This window comes from Caballeronia sp. 11_S32 (assembly GCF_056930355.1).
In genome coordinates, this window is sequence record NZ_JBXOWH010000003.1 from 1,727,504 (window position 1) to 1,746,616 (window position 19,113).

Sequence of the window (19,113 nt, forward strand, 5' to 3'; positions counted from 1 at the left end):
ATGCCTCTTGCCGAAGTGAACGGAACGCGGATTCACTATCGCATCGATGCCACGGCGGGCGACAACGCGCCGTGGCTCGTGCTGTCGAATTCGCTCGGCGCCGATGTCTCGATGTGGACGCCGAATATCGAGGCGTTCGCGCAGCACTATCGCGTCGTGCGCTACGACACGCGCGGTCACGGCCACTCCGACGTGCCGCCGGGACCGTACACGATCGATCAGCTGATCGGCGACGTGATCGGCCTGATGGATCATCTGAAAATCGAGCGCGCGAACTACTGCGGCTTGTCGATGGGCGGCCTCACCGGCATCGGCCTCGCGGCGCGCCATCCGGAGCGCTTCTCGCGCGTCGTGCTGTCGAACACCGCCGCGCTCATCGGCTCGGACGCCGTGTGGACGCCGCGCGCCGCGAAGGCGCGCGAGCCGGGCGGCATGCCCGCGCTGACCGACGCCGTGATCGCGCGCTGGTTCACCGCGCCGTTCATGGAGCGCGAGCAGCTCGCGCTGTCGAATATCCGCGATGTGTTCCGCCACACCTCGGGCGACGGCTACGCGTCGAACTGCGAGGCCATCCGCGATGCCGACCTGCGCGGCGAAGCGAAGACCATCAGGCTGCCGGTGCTCGTGATCGCGGGCACGCACGATCTCTCGACGACGGCGGAGCAGGGCCGCGAGCTCGCGGGCTACATCGAAGGCTCGCGCTATGTCGAACTGGATGCGGCGCATCTGTCGAACATCGAGAAGCGCGATGACTACACGCGCGCCGTCCTCGACTTCCTCGGAGAACAACAATGACCGACGACGAACGTTACGAAGCCGGAATGAAGGTGCGCCGCGCGGTGCTGTCCGACGCGCACGTCGACCGGTCGCTCGCCAATCGCACGGAACTGACGACCGAGTTCCAGAACTTCATCACGCGTTATGCGTGGGGCGAGATCTGGACGCGCGACGGCTTGCCGCGTCACACGCGCAGCCTCCTCACGATCGCGATGATGGTCGCGTTGAACCGCAGCGAGGAGCTCGCGCTGCACTTGCGCGCCGCGAAGAACAACGGCGTGACGCAGGACGAGATCAAGGAAGTGCTGTTGCAGACGGCGGTCTACTGCGGCGTGCCGGCGGCGAACTCGGCATTTCACCTCGCGCAGAAGATCTTCGACGAGGAAAGCAAGGCGTAATCGCATCGCCGCGCAGCAAGCAGGCGCTGAAGCCGTCTCTCGGGAAACCGGAGACGGCTTCTTCGCTTGTGCGCCTCAGAACGCGTAATACGGCCCCGCGCCCGCGGGCGTCGGCCGCCCGGCGAGCGCCGTGAAGATGCGGCGTCCGTAGAAGAACGGCAGACCCCAGTCGAAGTAGCTGCCAGCCGGTCCGGCGAGGTTGTCGAAGGCGAAGTTGCCGGTGCCGAACAGCGCCGTCGACGTGGCGACCGTGAAGCTGACCGCGCTTTGCGCGCCGCTTGGCGAGCGGATCGTCGCGGCGAAGGTCTGCGGCGTCGCCGGGCAATACCAGACGCCGCATCGGGCGAGTGTCGTCGACGGGAAGAAGACGCCGTTCGAGCCGCTGTCGATGAAACTCGTGCCGTACTGGCTGCCGCCGAAGTCCGTCGTCACATAGCCCGACACCGAATTCGACTTGAGCACGGTCGCCGAACCGAGCAGATTGTTCGACTGCGAGCCGATGCCGAAGGTCATCGTCCCGGTCACGGCCGATGCACCGCCATCCGGCACGTCCGGCAGCTCGATCAGCACGCCGTTGTTGTCGGTGGCGAAGTTAGCGACCGGGTTCGTCACCTGCAACGCGACTGCCAGCGTGCTCGCGCTGCAATTCCCCGAGATGCAGCTGTAGTACCAGCGCGGCATGGCGGACACCGCGCAGCCCGCGCCGCAATCGGCGGTGAACGGCCCGACGCCGAGGATGCCGTTGCCGCGCAGGCTCGACGCGGTGAGCATAGGCAGGCCCGACTGGTTGCAGTCCTGCGCGGCGTTGCCGGCGGCGGCATCGGCGATCAGTTGCACGGAGGTCGCGCGCGCGACCTGGCCCGCGAGCCGCACATCGGCCCGGCGCACCGCGCCCCAGGTATAGCCCGAGCCGAACACCGCGCATTCCGCGACGATCGCGTTCTGGTTGCCGCCCGCGACGAACGGAAGCGCGATGGAAGGATCGAGCGCGGACGCCAGAATCCTCAGGCCGTGCGAGCCGGTATCGACCTGAATATCGTCGATGGTCTGACACGTGTTCGTGCCGGGCACGCAGACCGTCACGCTGGTTTGCAGCATGTTGCGCGTGCTGGTGGGCGTTCTGGCGACGTGGATGATCTGGACGTTGGGCGTCGTCGATTGCGGCACGACGGTATCGCCGAGCGACGCCGATGCCGCGCTGGCGGGTGCGGCGGCGGGCGCGCTTGCCGTCACGGGCGCGCTGGTCTGCGCAGGCGGCGTGGCGGGTCCGCCGTCCGAGCCGCCGCCTCCGCCGCACGCGTGAAGCAGCGCGCAGAAGGCGAGCGCGGATATCAGTAGGAGGGTGCGTGTCGTCTTGGTCTCGCCCCTACTGGATGTCCGTTTCGCCGACGCCCGGCGGCAGTTCGCTCGCGAGCCATGCGCGGCCGCTGAACTCGCGCAGCCGTACCCGGTTCTCGACGACGAGATCGCCTTGCGCGACGCGCACCGTGTGCAGACCCGCATCGGCTATCGACGCGCTCGCGCCTTGCCTGAACGTGTCGAAATGCGCGCCGAGCAGCGACTGTACATCGGGCATCGCGGGTCCGCGCCAGGAGACGGCGTACACGCCGCCGTCCGAATCGACGTACTGACGCACGACGATACCGTGTGCATCGGTCGTTTCGTGATAACGCACGGGGCCGCCCTGGGCCTGATGCATGACATCGCCCTGCGACCCGCTCCCGGCGCGCCCGGCCGCGCCGAGTTGAGCGTGGACGGATGTCGCCGCTCCGAATGCGAGAATCGCCAGATTCGTCGCGATCACGTAGTGAGGAATTCTGATTTTTATCATTGCATCTCTCATGTAATTAGGACTCTTCTTATTTTTCGAGATGCAATTTTAGGATGAAGGTCGGACAGAGCAATACCTGGCCGTGCGTATCCGCTACGCGCTCCGAGGTGCGGCCAAAACCGACAAATTCCTTACTAATCAGGATGTTGCAAAAAATGAGAGCGCAAATTGCCGTTGTTCGAGATTGTCATAAATTGTCAATTTGATGCGCGCGGGCTTAAATAGGAGATGCGAACGCGTCATTTGCTGCATGCGGTCCATTTGTGCGGGGCCGAAAGCAATTTCCCGAATGTGCGCGAAGCACGCGCCCCGATGGAACCCGTTCATCCTGTCTTTTTGCACGGCGCGGCGCCGGACCGGTAAAATAACGGGTTGATCCACGGAAGAACGCCCGTGGCGTAGCGGAAGGACTTCTCCAAATGACAGATTTTCGTGTAACGAAGCGGATGGCTGCGCTCTTCGCGGTGGCCGGAATCGTGGCGGGATGCGGCTCGACCAATCCCAACGCGTTCAACTACAAGAGCGATCAGCGTTCGAAACAGGTGTCTCTCGCCGTTCCGCCGAATCTGCTCGACGAGGCGGCCGATCAGCGTTCGCTTCCGCCGCAGGGCGGCCAGGCCACGCTCTCCGATCTGCAGCAGATTCAGAAGGTCGCGCCGAACACGCCCACGGTGGTTCCACCCGTGTCGGGCATGCACATCCAGCGCGAGGGCACCGAGCGCTGGCTGGTCGTCGACGGCAAGACGCCCGATCAGGTATGGCCGCAGATCCGCCGCTTCTGGCAGGAGCAGGGCTTTCTGCTGGTCGTCGATCAGCGCGACAAGGGCGTGATGGAAACGGACTGGAACGAAACCCATCCGCAGATTTCCGACGGCCTGATTCGCGACACGCTCGCCAAGGCAACCGGCAACTCCTATGTCACCGCCGAGCGCAACAAGTACCGCACGCGGCTCGAGGCGGCGCCCAGCGGCGGCACGTATGTGTTCATCAGCCAGAAGGGCATGCGCGAGGCGCTCACCGGCGTGAACAACGATTCGAGCCAATGGCAGGCGCGCCCGAACGATCCGGCGCTCGAAAACGAGTACCTGAAGCGCCTGATGTCCTCGCTCGCGATGGCTGATCAACGCACGGCCTCGGCTGGCGCCACGTCGCTCGACGCGCCGGCGGGCGGCGCGGGTGCTGCTGCAGGTACGCAAGCCGCGAAGGGCGGCGATTCGAAAGCCGCATCGGTGGCGGCGCAGAACGTCGCGAACACGGGCAACTCGCCGATCAGAAACGAGGTCGTGCCCGAAGCCACGACCTCGCAGCTGACCTTGCCGGACGCATATGACCGCGCGTGGCTGCGCGTGGGCATCGCGCTCGATCGTGCCAACTTCACGGTGGACGACCGCGACCGCAACAAGGGCGTCTACTACGTGCGCTACGTCGATCCGACGGACAAGTCGTCAGCCGAGCAGGGCTTCTGGAGCCAGGTGTTCCACGGCCGCAAGGAAATGAAGGCGAAGCAGTATCAGGTCAACGTGCGCGCGGTCACCGAGCAGCAGACGCGCGTCGCGATCGTCGACGACAAGGGCGAAGTGGACTCGTCGCCGCAAGCGCGCCAGATCATGGCCTTGCTTGCGGACCAGATCAGCTGATCGTTTGATTGCGGTCGAACCGTGGCAAAAACCGCCTCCATCGCGAGGCGGTTTTTTTGTGCCTTCATCGTTGCGCCCGTCGCGCAAACGATTTTTTTCAGCATGCGCGGAAATGCGAGGCTCACGGGCGAATTGCGCAGACAATTCTTTCTATCCGGAAATGTGCGCAAAAGCTTATAAAAACGAGCGTGTGGACAGTACATTGCATCAATGGCGCAAAACGCAGCTTCCGCGACCTTGCGACGCGGCTCTCCGCGTGTCTCACCCAACACAAACAGAATGATTGGTTCGCTGCGTGCGAACCCCGATGGCCCCGTCGCCTATCCTCGTAGGGCGACGGTTTTTGCCCGCGTTTCTCTTGGAACGCGGGCTTTTTCTTTGACGCCGCGATCGAGCGGTTTCGGCGGCACGCGCCGGGCGCGGTTATGCTCGTGCTTTCATCGTTTCATGGAAAACAGGAGAAACCTTATGTCGGAAGTTGCCGTCGTCGCGCTATTCGTCGCCAAGCCGGGCAAGGAAGAGGAGTTGAGGCAAGTGCTGGAAGCCAACGTCGAGCCGACGCGGAAGGAGCCGGGCGCGCTGCAATACGACTTGCACCGCGACATCAAGGAGCCGCGGCGCTTTATTTTCGTCGAGCGCTGGGAGAGCGAGGCCGCGCTCGCGAAGCACGGCGAATCCGCGCATATTCAGGCGTTTCGCGCGAAATCGCCGGATTTGTGCGAGCACGGTGAGGTCCGCGTCGCGAGCAAGATTCTCTGACGAACCTCAGGCCGCCGTTAGTGCGTTTCCTGCGGCACGTCGAGGATCAGGATGATGGTCCAGTCGGCTTCGCCGTCGTGATGATACTGGCGCTCGGCGACGATGAACGGCTGCTGCTTGCCGGCCGGCCCGAGAAAGAGCACGTCGCCTTCCATCGGCAGGCATTCGACGGGCGGCAGCGCCAGATACGCTTCCTTGTTCGCGTTGCGCGGCATCAGCTTTTCGATCTTGCGCGATGCCGCTTCGGTCCATTCGATATCGAGCTGGATATTGCTCATGCTGTCGTTCGCACGTTTCGTGCGCTCCACGGTTGAATCGTTTAAAAGACGATGCGCAATGTAGCACACGCCGTGCACCGTTCATGAGGCGTCGCCCACGAAAAAACGGCCCGAAGGCCGTTTTTTCGTCACGAGTCGAAACGCGCGGAACGTTCAGATTTCCTCGTACAGCGGCAGCGTCAGAAACTCGGTGAACTGCGACGATGTCGACATCTCTTCGAAGATCTTCGCCGCGCGCTCATACGGCTTCGTGTCCGCGCCCGACGCGCTCACGGACTGCTTCACCTTCTCCAGTTCGTCGATGGTGATGTCGCGCACCATCGACGCCGTGACCTTGCGGCCGTCGTCGAGCTTGCCCTTCGGCGAGCGGATCCATTGCCACACTTGCGAGCGCGAGATCTCCGCGGTCGCGGCGTCTTCCATGAGATTGTGGATCGGCACGCAGCCATTGCCGGCGAGCCAAGAGCCGAGATAGTGAATCCCGACGTTCACGTTGTTGCGCAGACCCGCTTCGGTGATCGGATCTTCCGGGCGGAAATCGAGCAGATCGTGCGCGGTGACCTGCACATCGGTGCGCTGCTTTTCGATCTGGTTCGGCTTGTCGCCGAGCACCTTCACGAACTCTTCCATCGCGACCGGCACGAGCCCCGGATGCGCAACCCAGCCGCCGTCGTAGCCGTCGCTCGCATCGCGCGCCTTGTCGGAGCGCACGCCACCCATCGCCTTGTCGTTCGCGGCGGGATCGTTCTTGATCGGAATGAGCGCCGACATGCCGCCGATCGCCGGCGCATTGCGCTTGTGGCAGGTCTTGAGCAGCTCGAGCGCGTAGGCGCGCATGAAGGGTGAGGTCATGGTGATCTTCGCGCGGTCGGCGAGGCAGAAGTTCGTGTCGTTCTTGAACTTCTTGATCGCGGAGAAGATGTAGTCCCACCGGCCCGCATTCAGCCCGGAACTGTGCTCGCGCAGCTCGTACAGAATCTCGTCCATTTCGAACGCCGCGAGAATGGTCTCGACGAGCACTGTCGCGCGAATCGTGCCGCGCGGGATCCCGACGCCTTCCTGCGCCGCGACGAAGATGTCGTTCCACAGGCGCGCTTCCAGATGGCTTTCCATCTTCGGCAGATAGAAGTAGGGGCCGCTGCCGCGCGCGATCAGTTCCTTCGCGTTGTGAAACAGGAAAAGCGCGAAATCGAAGACGCCGCCGGACACGCGCTGACCGTCGACGGTCACGTGCTTCTCATCCAGATGCCAGCCGCGCGGACGCACGATCAAGGTCGCGATCTTCTCGTTGAGCTTGTACGACTTGCCGTTTTGTTCGAGCGAAATCGTGCGGCGCACCGCCTCCTTGAGGTTGATCTGGCCGACGATCTGGTTGTCCCAGTTCGGCGCGTTCGAATCCTCGAAGTCGGTCATGTACGAGTCCGCGCCGGAGTTGAGCGCGTTGATGATCATCTTGCGCTCGACCGGACCGGTGATCTCGACGCGGCGACATTGCAGGTCCTTCGGCAGCGGCGCGACCTTCCAGTCGCCTTCGCGGATCGATTTCGTTTCATCGAGAAAGTTGGGGCGCTCGCCCGCATCGAGACGCTTCGTGCGCTCGACGCGCGCGGCGAGCAACTGCTGGCGGCGCGGCTCGAACTGGCGATGCAGTTTCGCGACGAATTCCAGCGCCTCGGGCGTCAGGATGGTCTCGTAGCCGGGTTTGATATCGGCCGAGATTGCCATGCCTTTCGGAAGCGAAAGCGGATTCGATGGATGCGTCATGGTTTTCTCCTTGGTCGGTCAGACGGTTTTGCTGGTAGTTCGCTTGCAAGCGATTAAAAAAAGTTGAAGGCGTCAGGCGTCGCGCGGACGGCGCGCGCTGCCCGCGCGGCGGCTCGCGAGCGGGATGTCCTGCCGCGCGCATCCGCCTTCGATGAATGCGATGAGTTCGTCCATGCCGCGCCCGCTGCCGTTCGGCGCGACGCCGAGCTCCTCGACAGGCAGCGCCGCGCGGTTGATCCAGAAGGTCGTGTAGCCGAACCACGTCGCGCCGGCGACGTCCCAGCCGTTCGACGACACGAACACGATATCGCGCGCGGCCGCGCCGAACGCGTGCGTGCCGAGCGCATACGTGGCGGCGGCGGGCTTGTAGGCGCGCACGGCATCGACGGACAGCACGTGATCGAAAAGACCGGTCATGCCGGCGCTCTTCACGGCGATATCGAGCATCGGCGGATTGCCGTTGGACAGGATCGCAAGAGGAATGTCGAAGCGCTCGCGCAGTTGCCGCAGCGCGGGCACGGTGTCGGGGAACGCGGAAAGGCACGCATATTCGTCCATCAGACGCTTTTCGGCGGCGCGGGTCAGTGCGTCGGCGAGATTCAGCCTGGCTGCCGCATGGCGCAGCGCATCGATCGTAATGTTCCAGAACGGCTCGTAATGCGCCCCCGCCGGATCGGCGAGCGTGCGCAGTTGCGTGTACTCGATCTGCTTCTGACGCCAGAGCTGCGAGAGCGCGTCGCCGTGGCCGGGAAAAAGCTGCTCGGCGGCCGCGACGACCGAATGGACGTCGAACAGCGTGCCGTAAGCGTCGAAGATGACTGCGCGGGGAGGGCTGGAAAATCCGGTGGACGATGCGTGTGTCGTTATGGCCGACATAGCCGTGCGCTCCATTAGAGGTCGGGATCGATTGTATTCGTGATCGAAGTGATGGAAAAAGCACCGCCGAATCACTTGATCTTTTACTTTTACTTACCTAATCTGTGCGCCAATACCCGTATTGACGACGAACACGCATGGATCGATTCAAGCAGATTGAGACTTTCGCGGCGGTGGCGGCAAAAGGCAGCCTGTCCGCGGCGGCGCAGGCGGAGGGCATCGCGCCGGCGGTCATCGGACGCAGGCTGGATGCGCTCGAGGAGCGGCTCGGCGTGAAACTGCTCGTGCGCACCACGCGCAAGATCACGCTTACGTTCGAAGGCTCGGCGTTTCTCGAAGATTGCCAGCGCATCCTCAACGACATGCAGAACGCGGAGGCGAGCGTGTCGGCGGGCGGCGTGAAGGCGAGCGGGCATTTGCGCGTGTCGGCGCCGGCGGGTTTCGGGCGGCGCCACGTCGCACCGCTCGTGCCGAAATTCACGACGCTGCATCCGGATGTGTCGGTGAGTCTCGATCTGACCGACCGCATGGTCGACCTCGTCAACGAAGGCTTCGACTGCGCGGTGCGCCTGGGCGAGTTGCCAGATTCGTCGCTCGTGTCGCTCAGGCTCGGCGAGAACCGGCGCGTGTGCGTCGCGTCCCCGGACTATCTGAAAAAGCGCGGCGAGCCCGCGGATCTCGCCGCGCTCGGGCATCACAATTGCCTCGCGCTCGGGGCATCGGCCAATCAGCAGCGCGGATGGGTGTTCCAGCAGGACGGCAAGGTCGTGACGATCAAGGTTTCCGGCACGATGGAGTGCTCGGACGGCGCGGTGCTCCACGAGTGGTGTCTCGAAGGGCGCGGCCTCGCGTGGCGCTCGTGGTGGGAGGTCGGCGAGGATATCGGCGCGGGGCGACTCGTGAGCGTGCTCGATGCGTTCGCCGCGCCGCCGATCGGCATTCACGCGGTGTTTCCGCAGAGAAGGCACTTGCCGTTGCGGGTGCGGTTGTTTCTCGATCTGCTCAAGCATACGTATAACGCGACGGGGTATTGGGGGTAAGACTTCGGGTCAGGGGAAGTTTCGGATTCCTACGCGGGTGTCATGGGCCGGCGTGCCATGCCGATGTGACGAGGCGACACATCGACGCGCACACGCATCGAAATTGCTCAGCCTCCTTCCCCCTTACTACAATAGAACCACGCACACACACGTATCGGGGAGGACGCCATGTTCAAACACATCCTCGTGCCGACCGACGGCTCCGAGCTATCGCAAAAGGCCATCGACGGCGCGATCGATCTCGCGCAATCTGTCGGCGCGCGCATCACGGCTTATGCGTGCCTGCCTCAATATCCGTACTCTCCCTTCGCCGATGTCGCCGTCGAGCCGCCCGACGACTTCCACGCGCGCGCCGAGAACGAAGCGCGAGAGCACCTGCGCGAGGTCGAGCGCGCCGCAGAAAGCGCGGGCGTCCAATGCACGAGCGTGACGAGCATCGAAGCCGCGCCGTATATCGGCATCATCGATGCGGCGGAGCAGAACGGCTGCGACGTGATCCTGATGGCCTCGCACGGACGGCGCGGTCTCGGCAGCCTGCTCATCGGCAGCGAGACGCAGCGCGTGCTCACGCACACCAAAATTCCCGTCATCGTGTACCGGTGACACCCAAACGGAAGCGCACCACGATGCGCTTTCGTTTGAGCGGCGGCCGTGGCGCGTTACTGCATGCGCCACGGCCGCCGCCTTATTTACCGCTCTCCCTGATTCAGCCTGCTATCAAGCGACCTTCTTGTCGAAGAACTGCTCGTCTTCCGTCGAGCCGTGCAGCGCGGTCGTCGATGCTTCGCGCTCGACCGTCTGCGTGACCGCATCGAAATAGCCCGTGCCCACTTCGCGCTGATGCTTGACCGCCGTGAAGCCCTTGTCGGCGGCGGCGAACTCGGCCTGCTGCAACTCGACGAACGCGCTCATTTGCGAACGGGCGTAGCCGTGCGCGAGGTTGAACATCGAGTAGTTCAGCGCGTGGAAGCCGGCGAGCGTGATGAACTGGAACTTGTAGCCCATCGCGCCGAGCTCGCGCTGGAACTTGGCGATGGTCGCGTCGTCCAGGTTCTTCTTCCAGTTGAACGACGGCGAGCAGTTGTACGAGAGCATCTTGTCCGGGAACTGCTTGTGGATCGCCTCGGCGAACTTCTTCGCGTATTCCAAGTCCGGCTTGCCGGTTTCGCACCACACGAGATCCGCATAGGGCGCGTAGGCGAGGCCGCGCGACACCGCCTGCTCCAGACCCGGCTTCGTGCGGAAGAAGCCTTCCACGGTGCGCTCGCCGGTCAGGAACGGCTTGTCGTTGTCGTCGATGTCGGACGTCACGAGATCGGCGGCTTCCGCATCCGTACGGGCAATCAGCAGCGTCGGCGTGCCGCAGACGTCCGCCGCCAGACGCGCGGCCGACAGCTTCGCGACGTTCTCGCGCGTCGGCACGAGCACCTTGCCGCCCATATGGCCGCACTTCTTGACCGACGCCAGCTGATCTTCGAAGTGCACGCCCGCGGCGCCGGCTTCGATCATCGCCTTCATCAGCTCGAACGCGTTGAGCACGCCGCCGAAGCCTGCTTCGGCATCGGCCACGATCGGCGCGAAGTAATCGATATAGCCTTCATCGCCCGGATTCTTGCCTTCGGACCACTGGATCTGATCGGCGCGCGTGAGCGTGTTGTTGATGCGCTTCACGACGAGCGGCACCGAGTTCGCCGGATACAGCGACTGGTCCGGATACATCTCGCCCGCGACGTTCGCGTCGCCGGCCACCTGCCAGCCCGACAGATAGATCGCCTTGAGGCCGGCCTTGACCTGCTGCATCGCCTGATTGCCGGTCAGCGCGCCGAGCGCGTTGACGAACGGCTCCTCATGGATCGACGCCCACAGCCTTTCGGCGCCGCGCTTCGCGAGCGTGTGCTCCGGCTGCACCGAGCCGCGCAGACGCACGACGTCTTCCGCCGAGTAGGTGCGCTTGATGCCTTTCCAGCGCGGATCGCTTTCCCATTGCTGTTGGAGTTGCTGAGCTTGTTGTTGACGTGAGGTCATGGCGTTTCTCCTTGAGATCGGACTGAACGACGAATGGTGAATCGATGTTCCTTGACGACTTGAGCTCCGGTGCGCTGGATTCGGCAGCCTGCGTTTGCTCAACTCTTATATAAGAGTCTAGGCAAATGCCGACTTGCGAAACACCCCTTGGAAGGAGATTTTCGGATTATTTTTTTCATTGAAATTCAATTAGATAGAGGTTCCATATCGTATCGCGGAATGTCTTTTCCTATCTTGCAATGGACTCAATGGTGCCGCGCAGCACATCTTTTGCGACGCAAAAGGCCATTGCGCATCGTGAAATATGGAGACGGGACGAAAAAAAACCGACGCGCGAGGCGTCGGTTTTCCTTGAGACGTGAGAAGCGGCGCTGAAACCGCTTCCTGAAGGCGCTGCTTAGCTGCCGCGGCGCGGGGCGCGCGGGCCGTCGTTGCGGCGCGCGCTGTAGCCGTCACGCTGGCCGAAGCCGCCTTCGCCACGGTTGCCGCCGCGATAGCCGCCATCGCTGTTGCCGCCGCGATAGCCGCCATCGCTGTTACCGCCGCGATAGCCACCGTCGCTGTTACCGCCGCGATAACCGCCGTCACGATAACCGCCTTCGCGCGAACCGGCGTTCGACTTGTTGCCGTAGCCGCTCGCGTTGCCCGAACCGTAGCCACGGCCACCGCCGTTGCCGCCGCCGTTACCGCCGAAGCGACGACCGCCGCCATTACCGCCCGGACGGCCGCGTCCGCCGCCGAAACCGCCCTTGGGCGGCGCCTTGCGCGGCTCGAAGCCCGCGACGACGTTCACCGGCAGCGGCGAGCGCACGAAACGCTCGATGCGCTTAAGCGCGCCCATTTCGGCGTAATGCACGAGGCTCACCGCGGTGCCGCTGCGGCCCGCACGACCGGTACGGCCGATACGGTGCACGTAGTCTTCCGCGAACTTCGGCAGGTCGTAGTTGAAGACGTGCGTGATGCCCGGAATGTCGATACCGCGAGCGGCGACGTCGGTCGCGACCAGCACGCGCACGCGGCGCTCGCGCAACGCGCGGATCGTGCGGTTGCGCGCGCCTTGCGGCAGATCGCCGTGCAGCGCGGCGGATTCGAAACCCGCGTCGGCGAGACGGTTGGCGATGAGATCGGCATCGCTCTTCGTCGCGGTGAAGACGATCGCCTGATCGAGGCCGTCGTCGCGCAGCAGATGATCGAGCAGACGATCCTTGTGATCGCGGTCATCGACGTAATGCACGGTCTGCGCGATGTTGCTCTTCGCTTCGAGCTTCTGCACGATCTCGATGCGCTCGGGGTCCTTCAGCAGACGGCCGGTCAGCGACGTGATCTTGCTGTCGATGGTCGCCGAGAACAGCAGCGTCTGGCGCGATTCGGGCGTTGCGTCGACGATCGTCTCGATGTCTTCGATGAAGCCCATGTCGAGCATGCGGTCGGCTTCGTCGAGCACGAGCATGTTCAGCTCCGACAGATCGATGCGGCCGCGCTCCAGATGGTCGATCAGGCGGCCCGGCGTCGCGACGAGAATCTCGGGGTTTTTCGCGAGCAGCATCAACTGCTGGCCGTATGCGACGCCGCCGAGAATGCTGACGGTGCGCAGGCGGCGCAGGTGCTTGCCGTACGTCGTCGCGGCGGTGGAAACCTGCATCGCGAGTTCGCGTGTCGGCGTGAGCACGAGCAGGCGCGGGCGCGCGACCGGCTGCGGGCGGCGGCCGCGCGGCGCGTTCGGGTCGCGCGGCGCACGCGGCTGCTGCGCTTCCTGCTTTTGCAGTTGCGCGAATTTTTCGATGGCGGGCAGCATGAACGCCGCGGTCTTGCCCGAACCGGTCGGGCTGGAAACGAGCAGGTCGCGGCCGGAGAGCGCTGCGGGAATCGCGCGCTGCTGCACGGGCGTCGGGGATTCGTAGCCCGCTGCGGTCAGCGCGGACACGATCTCGGCGGAAAGGCCGAGCGATTCGAAAGTGGGGCCGGCGGGCTTTTCGACTGCGGGAGCGGCCGGGGCGTCGGTCGTGGGGGTGATGCCAATATTTGCTGCGAGGTTGTCCAACGGGCTAGCGGTGAAGCTCGAAGTCATGTCGATCCTTGAAACGGGGAATGAGGCGTCGGCGCCAATCGGCATACCCAAGTCGTTGGATTCAGCGAGCGAAGAAACAGCGGGCAAATCGAAAAACGGGGGCCACTCGCGCGAACGTGCGGCGAGTATCTTTGTTAGAAGCTGTATCGGATACGGCAGACCCAATGAATCGGCGGGTGCTGACGTCAGCCTGATGCATGACGGGCCGTGGAACAAACTGCGTGCAAATGCAGCGCAAAGGCCTGGCAGGGAGGGGACAGTTTCTAAACTGGATTGGGGCGAAACGCTACGGAGCGCCTTGCTGCGCGAGCCTCTGCTGAAAAGCAGGCAACTCACAGTTGAGCGCTGGCCGCTAGTATAGCCGAATTTGCTGCACTGCGCCACACTTTGACGCATGACCGCGCCATCTTCGGGAATCGGACGGCGCGGCGCCTTTTCATACCGCGGTGCTGCGTCCGACCGGTAGGTCAGGCCGCTTCGCCGCGCTTGAGCGAGTCGACGAGCTCGACGTAGCGCGTCTTCGCTTCATCGGCGGGCGTGCCTTGCAGCGCGGCCCACGCTTCATATTTGTACTTTCCGGCGATGTCGGTGAAACCGGGCTTGTCGCCCTGCACGTCGCCTACGCTCGCCTGCTTGAACAGCGCATAGAGGCGCAACAGCGTGAGATTGCCGGGTCGCTCGGGCAGCTGGGTCACATCGGTCTGGGCTTGAGCGAATTGCTGGTCGATATCGGTCATGTCTTCTCCGTTATTGTCGATACAGGACCGGACGATCTTAGCAAGCGTGGCGCGCGCATCTTGTCGAGGCTTTCCTCAAACCGAGCGTGCCTTCCAGACGCGTTCCGGATCGGCTCGCGCGCGCGGATCGTGCGAAAGCGGCGCATCTCCCGCATTACAATACCGCCTATGACACGCACCGTTCTGCTCGCCCTCGACACTTCGACGGAGTTCTGCTCCGTCGCGCTCCTGCTCGCCGACTCCGCCTCCGCCACCGTTCAGTCCGCCGTCGCGCCTCAATACGTGAACGGCGATACGCGCGTCTGGTTTCGCCACGAGGCGACCGGCGCGGTATCGAGCACACGCCTTTTGCCCGCCGTGCGCGAACTCTTCGACGACGCTGGTCTCGCCCTCGCCGATTGCGCCGCGATCGCGTTCGGCGCGGGCCCGGGCTCGTTCACCGGTCTGCGCACCGCGACGGGCGTCGCTCAGGGGCTGGCGTTCGGCCTGAGCGTGCCGGTGGTGCCGGTGAGCACGCTGCTCGCGTGCGCGGAAGCGGCGCGGCTCAACGATGCGGCGATCCCCCCGCGCGTGCTCGCGGCACTCGATGCCCGCATGGACGAGGTGTATTGGGCCGACTTCGACTTCGATGCCGCCTCGGGCGACTGGCGCACGCTGCACCCGGCCGCGCTCGATGCGCCCGGCGCGCTGCCGCTGCCGGACGTGCCGTTCGCGCTCGCGGGCAACGCCGCCGCTGCGTTCGGCGATCGCCTGCCGGCGCTGGCCTCCGCCGCGCAGGTGGATCGCGAAGCGCTGCCGCATGCGCTGCCGGTCGCGCTCATCGGCTTGCGCGCCCTGCGGGCGGGGAAAGCGGTCGCACCCGAACTCGCCGCGCCGGAGTATGTCCGCGACAAGGTTGCCCAAACCACGGCCGAGCGCATGCAGGCCCGCGAGGAGGCGCTTCGGTGAGCGGCGTGCTGCTCGCGGATCGGTATCTCACGCCGATGACCGAAGCCGACCTCGACGAAGTCGCCGCGGTCGAAAAGCTCGCCTACGAGTTTCCCTGGAGCCGCGGCAACTTTCAGGATTCGCTGCGCAACGGCTATTACGGCGTCTGCCTGCGGCATGTGACGGGCACGCTGATCGGCTATTGCGTGCTGATGCCCGTCGTCGACGAGATGCATCTGCTCAATCTGTGCGTCGCGCCGTCGGCGCAGCGCGCGGGCGCGGGCCTCACGCTCTTGCGCGAAGCGGTGCGCATCACGCGCGCCGAAAAGCTCGAAGGCGTGCTGCTCGAAGTGAGGCCGTCCAATCCGCGCGCGATCCAGCTTTACGAGCGCTTCGGCTTCGCGGCCATCGGGCGCCGCAAGAACTATTACCCCGCGCGGCATCGTTCGCGTGAGGACGCAATTGTCATGCGTCTGTCGTTACCGAAGGAGAGTGCGCATGGCGCTCGATGAATCGCTGGTTGAGGAGTTGGGTATCGGGCCGGTCTGGGTCCGGCGTGGGGCGGCGGCGCCGCGCGAGCCGGAAGCGGAGGCTGGCGCGCCTGCGCAGCCCGTCATGCAGACGGAAGCTCGCGCGCCTGAGGCTCGTACGCCCGAAGCGCCGACGCCAGTGGAAACTGGCGCGCCTGCGCAGCCCGTCATGCAGACGGAGGCTCGCGCGCCTGAGGCTCGTACGCCTGAAGCGCCGACGCCAGTGGAAACCCCGCAAGAGCCGACGCCGTCCATCCCGGCACGCAGCGAGCCGCCGAAAGACACCACGCCCGATTTCGACGTACCGCCGCTCGACGCCTACGACGACCTTCCGTGGACCGACGACGCACCCGCCCATGCCGAACCCGTCGCCGCCGAAGCCCCGAGCGATGTCCACACGCTCGACTGGGACGCGCTCGCCGCGCGCGTCGCGAACTGCGAGCGCTGCCGGCTGTGCGAACGCCGCACGAACACGGTCTTCGGCGTCGGCGATCGCGAAGCCGACTGGATGCTGATCGGCGAGGCGCCGGGCGAGAACGAGGACAAGCAGGGCGAGCCCTTCGTCGGCCAGGCGGGCAAGCTGCTCGACAACATGCTGCGCGCGCTCGCGCTGTCGCGGCAATCGAACGTCTATATTGCCAATGTCATCAAGTGCCGCCCGCCCGGCAACCGCAATCCCGAGCTCGATGAAGTCGCGCGCTGCGAGCCGTATCTGCAGCGGCAGGTCGAGCTCGTGAAGCCGAAAGTGATCGTCGCGATGGGGCGCTTCGCCGCGCAAAGTCTTTTGAAGAACGAAGCCAGCATCGCATCGATGCGCGGGCGCGTGCACGAATATCGCGGCGTGCCGGTCATCGTCACGTATCACCCGGCCTATCTGTTGCGCAGCCTGCAGGACAAGGCGAAGGCGTGGGCCGATCTCTGCCTCGCGCGCAACACGTATCGCGAGGCGCTCGCCGCGCTCGGCGTCGAGCAGGGAGCGGAGAAGGGCGGCCACTGATGACGGTCTCGGCGACCGACCTGTCGCGTCTCGTCGACCGCTTCGACGACGTCACGGTTCGTGATCTCGCCTGGCTGCTCTTCGCGCCGGATCTGCTGCGCGAGGGCGACGCTACTCTGGCGCGGCCCTTCGCGACATCCGCCGAGCGCGACGCGACGCTCGCGTGGCTGACGGCGCTCGATGCCGCGCCGCAACCGCTGCACGATCACGCGCGCAATCCGAAGTTCACGCGGCTCGGCATCTATGCCGAGAGCCTCATCCGATATTTCCTCTCCCACGGACCGGCGGCGCGCCTCATCGCGGCGAACGTGCCATTGCGGCGGCAGCGGCGCACGATCGGCGAATGCGATTTCCTGCTGGAGTCGGCCGACGGCGCCCGGCTGCATTGGGAGCTCGCGGTCAAGTTCTACCTGCATATCGGCGGCATCGACGGCGCTGCGTCACGCGCGGCGCGGCTGTCCGACTATGTCGGGCCGAATCTCCAGGATCGCTTCGATCTGAAGCACGCACGGCTCGTCACGCATCAGCTCGCGCTGACCTCGCGCGCGGAGTTCGCGGCGCTCGGCTTCGAAGGTCCGTGGCGCCCGCAGTTGTTCATCAAGGGTCGGCTCTTCTATCACGGGGTCGAGGGCGAACGCATCGAGCCCGCGCCCGAGATCGGCGAAAGCCATTTGCGCGGCTGGTGGCTGACGGCGTCGGAGTGGCGCGCGGCGCACTCGGGCGCTTCGGACATCTCGAACGATGAGCGCGCGTGGGTCGTGCAGCCGCGCATGGCCTGGCTTGCGTCGCGCAAGCTCGATGCGGCCGCCGCGGAAACGCTCGTCGCCGAATCGGCTGCGATTCACACGCGTCTCGAAGGCACGGTCGCGCCCACGATGATCGCCGCCTACATACGCGATGAAGCGGGCGGCTGGATCGAGGAATCGCGCGGCTTCATCGTCCCGGACGACTGGCCGGAGGAAGCGCGCGCGTTCGCCGCATCGGTTCAATAACCGCGCCGCTCACCACCAGCGGAAGAAGTGATGCACCGGCCCGACGCCATGACCGACGTCGAGCCGCACGCTCGCCTCGATCGCACCGGTGAGATAGCGCTTCGCTTCGGCGGTGGCGCTCGCCAGATCATCGGTTTGAGGAATCAGCGCCGCGATAGCCGACGACAACGTGCAGCCCGTTCCATGCGTATTCTTGAGCGGCACGCGCGCGCCGCCGAGCCTGAGCGATCCGCCCGCCTCGATGAGCCAGTCGGGACTGTCCGTCGATGCGAGATGGCCGCCTTTCATCAGCACGGCTCGCGCGCCGAGCGCACGCAATGCTTCGCCCTGACGGACCATCGCGTCTTCATCGGCGGCGCTTTCGGTGCCTAGCAGCGCCGCCGCTTCAGGCAGGTTCGGTGTGACGAGCGTCGCGAGCGGCAGCAATTCGTCTCGCAGCGCGGCGACCGCCTCCGGCGCGAGCAGCGCGTGATGGCTCTTCGAGATCATCACGGTGTCGAGCACGACATGCTTCGGCCGATGACGCCCGATCGCATCCGCGACCGCGCGCACGATGCCCGCGTTGGCCAGCATGCCGATCTTCACGGCATCGATGCGGATATCGTCGAACACGGCGTCGAGCTGCGCGGTGATGAACGCGGGTTCCGGCGCATGCACCGCCGTCACGCCGCGCGTGTTCTGCGCGGTGAGCGCGGTGATGACGCTCGCGCCGTATGCGCCGAGCGCGGAGAAGGCCTTCAGATCGGCCTGAATGCCCGCGCCGCCGCCCGAGTCGGAGCCGGCGATCGTGAGCACGTTGGGGATGGTTTTCGTTGCGGCCATATCGGATTCAGGTTCGTGTGCGGGCGATGGTCGCGCGCAATGCCGCGGCCGCCTCGCGCGGATCGGCGGCCTTGCAGATCGCCGACACGACAGCGAGACCGGCCGGTCTGGCGCGCATCACGTCGGCGGCGTTGTGCGCCTGGATGCCGCCGATCGCGACGGTCGGAAAGCGCGTGGCGGCGCGGATTTCAGCGAGGCCCTCGATGCCGCACGGCGTGGAGGCGTCGGTCTTGGTCGGCGTCGCATACACCGGTCCGGCGCCCAGATAGTCGATCACGCCCGCGAGCTGTTCCGCGTCGGCGGTTTCGTCGAGATTCGACACCGACAGCCCGATCAGCGCATCCGGTCCGAGCAGTCGCCGCGCAACATCGGCGGGGAGGTCGCGCTGGCCGATATGCACGCCATCGGCGCCGACGGCGAGCGCGACATCGACGTGATCGTTGATGACGAACGGCACGCCGCGCGCCCGCGTGATCAGCAGAAGCTCGCGCGCGAGATCGAACCACGCGCGCTTGTGCCATTCCGGCGCGCGCAACTGCACGAGCGTCGCGCCGCCTTCGAGCGCCGCGCGCGCGACCGCGAGCGCCGCGTCATGCCCGCCGCACTGCACGGGATCGAGCACGAGATAGAGCGAGAGATCGAACGAAGCGCGCAT

Annotated in this window: 22 protein-coding genes; 11 read left to right on the top strand and 11 right to left on the bottom strand. The window is 65.1% G+C overall.

Annotation, left to right across the window (positions count from 1 at the left end):
* Window positions 1-795 carry a 3-oxoadipate enol-lactonase gene (gene pcaD / locus AC1Z32_RS19670; protein ID WP_483480170.1) on the top strand — a complete coding sequence of 265 codons (795 nt, stop codon included), beginning with the start codon at window positions 1-3 and terminating at the stop codon, window positions 793-795.
* On the top strand, window positions 792-1,175 hold the full coding sequence (gene pcaC, locus AC1Z32_RS19675) for a 4-carboxymuconolactone decarboxylase (RefSeq protein ID WP_061160545.1): 384 nt from the start codon (window positions 792-794) through the stop codon (window positions 1,173-1,175). Before pcaD ends, pcaC begins: the two co-directional genes overlap by 4 nt.
* Window positions 1,176-1,250: 75 nt before the next feature.
* On the opposite strand, the gene AC1Z32_RS19680 is transcribed toward pcaC, so the two are convergent.
* Window positions 1,251-2,273 carry a DUF3443 domain-containing protein gene (locus AC1Z32_RS19680; RefSeq protein ID WP_483480171.1) on the bottom strand — a complete coding sequence of 341 codons (1,023 nt, stop codon included), beginning with the start codon at window positions 2,271-2,273 and terminating at the stop codon, window positions 1,251-1,253.
* On the opposite strand from AC1Z32_RS19680, the gene AC1Z32_RS19685 reads away from it, so the two are divergent.
* Window positions 2,272-2,478 carry a hypothetical protein gene (locus tag AC1Z32_RS19685; RefSeq protein WP_483480172.1) on the top strand — a complete coding sequence of 69 codons (207 nt, stop codon included), beginning with the start codon at window positions 2,272-2,274 and terminating at the stop codon, window positions 2,476-2,478. The genes AC1Z32_RS19680 and AC1Z32_RS19685 overlap by 2 nt on opposite strands.
* A 63-nt stretch (window positions 2,479-2,541) precedes the next feature.
* Here the strand turns inward: AC1Z32_RS19685 and AC1Z32_RS19690 are convergent, their stop codons facing one another.
* On the bottom strand, window positions 2,542-3,006 hold the full coding sequence (locus AC1Z32_RS19690; protein WP_483480173.1) for a DUF2844 domain-containing protein: 465 nt from the start codon (window positions 3,004-3,006) through the stop codon (window positions 2,542-2,544).
* Window positions 3,007-3,144: 138 nt separating this feature from the next.
* Window positions 3,145-3,387, bottom strand: a complete 243-nt coding sequence (locus tag AC1Z32_RS19695) for a hypothetical protein (protein WP_483480174.1) — start codon at window positions 3,385-3,387, stop codon at window positions 3,145-3,147.
* Window positions 3,388-3,425: 38 nt separating this feature from the next.
* Between AC1Z32_RS19695 and bamC the strand changes: the two genes are divergently transcribed.
* Both bamC and AC1Z32_RS19705 read left to right on the top strand, forming a co-directional pair.
* Window positions 3,426-4,643, top strand: coding sequence for an outer membrane protein assembly factor BamC (gene bamC, locus AC1Z32_RS19700; RefSeq protein ID WP_483480175.1), 1,218 nt, complete (start codon window positions 3,426-3,428; stop codon window positions 4,641-4,643).
* Between the two features lie 468 nt (window positions 4,644-5,111).
* Window positions 5,112-5,402, top strand: coding sequence for a putative quinol monooxygenase (locus AC1Z32_RS19705; protein WP_062606773.1), 291 nt, complete (start codon window positions 5,112-5,114; stop codon window positions 5,400-5,402).
* 17 nt (window positions 5,403-5,419) lie between these two features.
* Here the strand turns inward: AC1Z32_RS19705 and AC1Z32_RS19710 are convergent, their stop codons facing one another.
* The 3 genes from AC1Z32_RS19710 to AC1Z32_RS19720 all read right to left on the bottom strand — a co-directional run bounded on the left by AC1Z32_RS19710 (window position 5,420) and on the right by AC1Z32_RS19720 (window position 8,320).
* Window positions 5,420-5,680 (bottom strand): DNA-binding protein, encoded by a 261-nt coding sequence (locus AC1Z32_RS19710; protein WP_483480176.1) that lies wholly within the window; start codon window positions 5,678-5,680, stop codon window positions 5,420-5,422.
* 153 nt (window positions 5,681-5,833) lie between these two features.
* The gene (gene aceB, locus AC1Z32_RS19715) at window positions 5,834-7,444 is read right to left on the bottom strand and encodes a malate synthase A (protein WP_483480177.1); all 1,611 of its coding nucleotides are present in this window, start codon (window positions 7,442-7,444) and stop codon (window positions 5,834-5,836) included.
* Window positions 7,445-7,516: 72 nt separating this feature from the next.
* The gene (locus AC1Z32_RS19720) at window positions 7,517-8,320 is read right to left on the bottom strand and encodes a haloacid dehalogenase type II (protein ID WP_483480178.1); all 804 of its coding nucleotides are present in this window, start codon (window positions 8,318-8,320) and stop codon (window positions 7,517-7,519) included.
* A 137-nt stretch (window positions 8,321-8,457) separates the two neighbouring features.
* Here AC1Z32_RS19720 and AC1Z32_RS19725 point away from each other — a divergent pair, with 137 nt between their 5' ends.
* Complete coding sequence (locus AC1Z32_RS19725) at window positions 8,458-9,360, top strand: LysR family transcriptional regulator (RefSeq protein ID WP_483480179.1); 903 nt, start codon at window positions 8,458-8,460, stop codon at window positions 9,358-9,360.
* Window positions 9,361-9,528: 168 nt separating this feature from the next.
* The gene (locus AC1Z32_RS19730) at window positions 9,529-9,963 is read left to right on the top strand and encodes a universal stress protein (protein WP_483480180.1); all 435 of its coding nucleotides are present in this window, start codon (window positions 9,529-9,531) and stop codon (window positions 9,961-9,963) included.
* Window positions 9,964-10,077: 114 nt separating this feature from the next.
* Here the strand turns inward: AC1Z32_RS19730 and aceA are convergent, their stop codons facing one another.
* The 3 genes from aceA to AC1Z32_RS19745 all read right to left on the bottom strand — a co-directional run bounded on the left by aceA (window position 10,078) and on the right by AC1Z32_RS19745 (window position 14,190).
* On the bottom strand, window positions 10,078-11,385 hold the full coding sequence (aceA, locus tag AC1Z32_RS19735) for an isocitrate lyase (RefSeq protein ID WP_483480181.1): 1,308 nt from the start codon (window positions 11,383-11,385) through the stop codon (window positions 10,078-10,080).
* 397 nt (window positions 11,386-11,782) lie between these two features.
* The gene (locus AC1Z32_RS19740; RefSeq protein ID WP_483480182.1) at window positions 11,783-13,453 is read right to left on the bottom strand and encodes a DEAD/DEAH box helicase; all 1,671 of its coding nucleotides are present in this window, start codon (window positions 13,451-13,453) and stop codon (window positions 11,783-11,785) included.
* A gap of 467 nt (window positions 13,454-13,920) precedes the next feature.
* Complete coding sequence (locus AC1Z32_RS19745; protein ID WP_483480183.1) at window positions 13,921-14,190, bottom strand: acyl-CoA-binding protein; 270 nt, start codon at window positions 14,188-14,190, stop codon at window positions 13,921-13,923.
* Between the two features lie 168 nt (window positions 14,191-14,358).
* Here AC1Z32_RS19745 and tsaB point away from each other — a divergent pair, with 168 nt between their 5' ends.
* Genes tsaB through AC1Z32_RS19765 form a run of 4 tightly spaced genes read left to right on the top strand, consistent with a single transcriptional unit; the run spans window position 14,359 to window position 17,636 of the window.
* On the top strand, window positions 14,359-15,138 hold the full coding sequence (tsaB, locus tag AC1Z32_RS19750) for a tRNA (adenosine(37)-N6)-threonylcarbamoyltransferase complex dimerization subunit type 1 TsaB (RefSeq protein ID WP_483480184.1): 780 nt from the start codon (window positions 14,359-14,361) through the stop codon (window positions 15,136-15,138).
* Window positions 15,135-15,629, top strand: coding sequence for a ribosomal protein S18-alanine N-acetyltransferase (gene rimI / locus AC1Z32_RS19755; RefSeq protein WP_483480185.1), 495 nt, complete (start codon window positions 15,135-15,137; stop codon window positions 15,627-15,629). The genes tsaB and rimI overlap by 4 nt, the downstream gene beginning before the upstream one ends.
* The gene (locus AC1Z32_RS19760) at window positions 15,616-16,644 is read left to right on the top strand and encodes a uracil-DNA glycosylase (protein ID WP_483480186.1); all 1,029 of its coding nucleotides are present in this window, start codon (window positions 15,616-15,618) and stop codon (window positions 16,642-16,644) included. The genes rimI and AC1Z32_RS19760 overlap by 14 nt, the downstream gene beginning before the upstream one ends.
* Window positions 16,644-17,636 (top strand): DUF1853 family protein, encoded by a 993-nt coding sequence (locus tag AC1Z32_RS19765; protein ID WP_483480187.1) that lies wholly within the window; start codon window positions 16,644-16,646, stop codon window positions 17,634-17,636. Before AC1Z32_RS19760 ends, AC1Z32_RS19765 begins: the two co-directional genes overlap by 1 nt.
* Before the next feature lie 9 nt (window positions 17,637-17,645).
* Here the strand turns inward: AC1Z32_RS19765 and thiD are convergent, their stop codons facing one another.
* Window positions 17,646-18,458 (bottom strand): bifunctional hydroxymethylpyrimidine kinase/phosphomethylpyrimidine kinase, encoded by an 813-nt coding sequence (thiD, locus tag AC1Z32_RS19770; protein ID WP_483480188.1) that lies wholly within the window; start codon window positions 18,456-18,458, stop codon window positions 17,646-17,648.
* 7 nt (window positions 18,459-18,465) lie between these two features.
* Window positions 18,466-19,113, bottom strand: coding sequence for a thiamine phosphate synthase (gene thiE, locus AC1Z32_RS19775; RefSeq protein ID WP_483480189.1), 648 nt, complete (start codon window positions 19,111-19,113; stop codon window positions 18,466-18,468).

What these genes read in the sequence shown, in the direction of transcription:
- pcaD (WP_483480170.1), top strand. Translation starts at nt 1, where the DNA reads ATGCCTCTTGCCGAAGTGAACGGAACGCGGATTCACTATCGCATCGAT.
- pcaC (WP_061160545.1), top strand. Translation starts at nt 792, where the DNA reads ATGACCGACGACGAACGTTACGAAGCCGGAATGAAGGTGCGCCGCGCG.
- AC1Z32_RS19685 (WP_483480172.1), top strand. Translation starts at nt 2,272, where the DNA reads ATGTTGCGCGTGCTGGTGGGCGTTCTGGCGACGTGGATGATCTGGACG.
- AC1Z32_RS19680 (WP_483480171.1), bottom strand. Translation starts at nt 2,273, where the DNA reads ATGCTGCAAACCAGCGTGACGGTCTGCGTGCCCGGCACGAACACGTGT.
- AC1Z32_RS19690 (WP_483480173.1), bottom strand. Translation starts at nt 3,006, where the DNA reads ATGATAAAAATCAGAATTCCTCACTACGTGATCGCGACGAATCTGGCG.
- bamC (WP_483480175.1), top strand. Translation starts at nt 3,426, where the DNA reads ATGACAGATTTTCGTGTAACGAAGCGGATGGCTGCGCTCTTCGCGGTG.
- AC1Z32_RS19705 (WP_062606773.1), top strand. Translation starts at nt 5,112, where the DNA reads ATGTCGGAAGTTGCCGTCGTCGCGCTATTCGTCGCCAAGCCGGGCAAG.
- AC1Z32_RS19710 (WP_483480176.1), bottom strand. Translation starts at nt 5,680, where the DNA reads ATGAGCAATATCCAGCTCGATATCGAATGGACCGAAGCGGCATCGCGC.
- aceB (WP_483480177.1), bottom strand. Translation starts at nt 7,444, where the DNA reads ATGACGCATCCATCGAATCCGCTTTCGCTTCCGAAAGGCATGGCAATC.
- AC1Z32_RS19720 (WP_483480178.1), bottom strand. Translation starts at nt 8,320, where the DNA reads ATGTCGGCCATAACGACACACGCATCGTCCACCGGATTTTCCAGCCCT.
- AC1Z32_RS19725 (WP_483480179.1), top strand. Translation starts at nt 8,458, where the DNA reads ATGGATCGATTCAAGCAGATTGAGACTTTCGCGGCGGTGGCGGCAAAA.
- AC1Z32_RS19730 (WP_483480180.1), top strand. Translation starts at nt 9,529, where the DNA reads ATGTTCAAACACATCCTCGTGCCGACCGACGGCTCCGAGCTATCGCAA.
- aceA (WP_483480181.1), bottom strand. Translation starts at nt 11,385, where the DNA reads ATGACCTCACGTCAACAACAAGCTCAGCAACTCCAACAGCAATGGGAA.
- AC1Z32_RS19740 (WP_483480182.1), bottom strand. Translation starts at nt 13,453, where the DNA reads ATGACTTCGAGCTTCACCGCTAGCCCGTTGGACAACCTCGCAGCAAAT.
- AC1Z32_RS19745 (WP_483480183.1), bottom strand. Translation starts at nt 14,190, where the DNA reads ATGACCGATATCGACCAGCAATTCGCTCAAGCCCAGACCGATGTGACC.
- tsaB (WP_483480184.1), top strand. Translation starts at nt 14,359, where the DNA reads ATGACACGCACCGTTCTGCTCGCCCTCGACACTTCGACGGAGTTCTGC.
- AC1Z32_RS19760 (WP_483480186.1), top strand. Translation starts at nt 15,616, where the DNA reads ATGGCGCTCGATGAATCGCTGGTTGAGGAGTTGGGTATCGGGCCGGTC.
- AC1Z32_RS19765 (WP_483480187.1), top strand. Translation starts at nt 16,644, where the DNA reads ATGACGGTCTCGGCGACCGACCTGTCGCGTCTCGTCGACCGCTTCGAC.
- thiD (WP_483480188.1), bottom strand. Translation starts at nt 18,458, where the DNA reads ATGGCCGCAACGAAAACCATCCCCAACGTGCTCACGATCGCCGGCTCC.
- thiE (WP_483480189.1), bottom strand. Translation starts at nt 19,113, where the DNA reads ATGCGCGCTTCGTTCGATCTCTCGCTCTATCTCGTGCTCGATCCCGTG.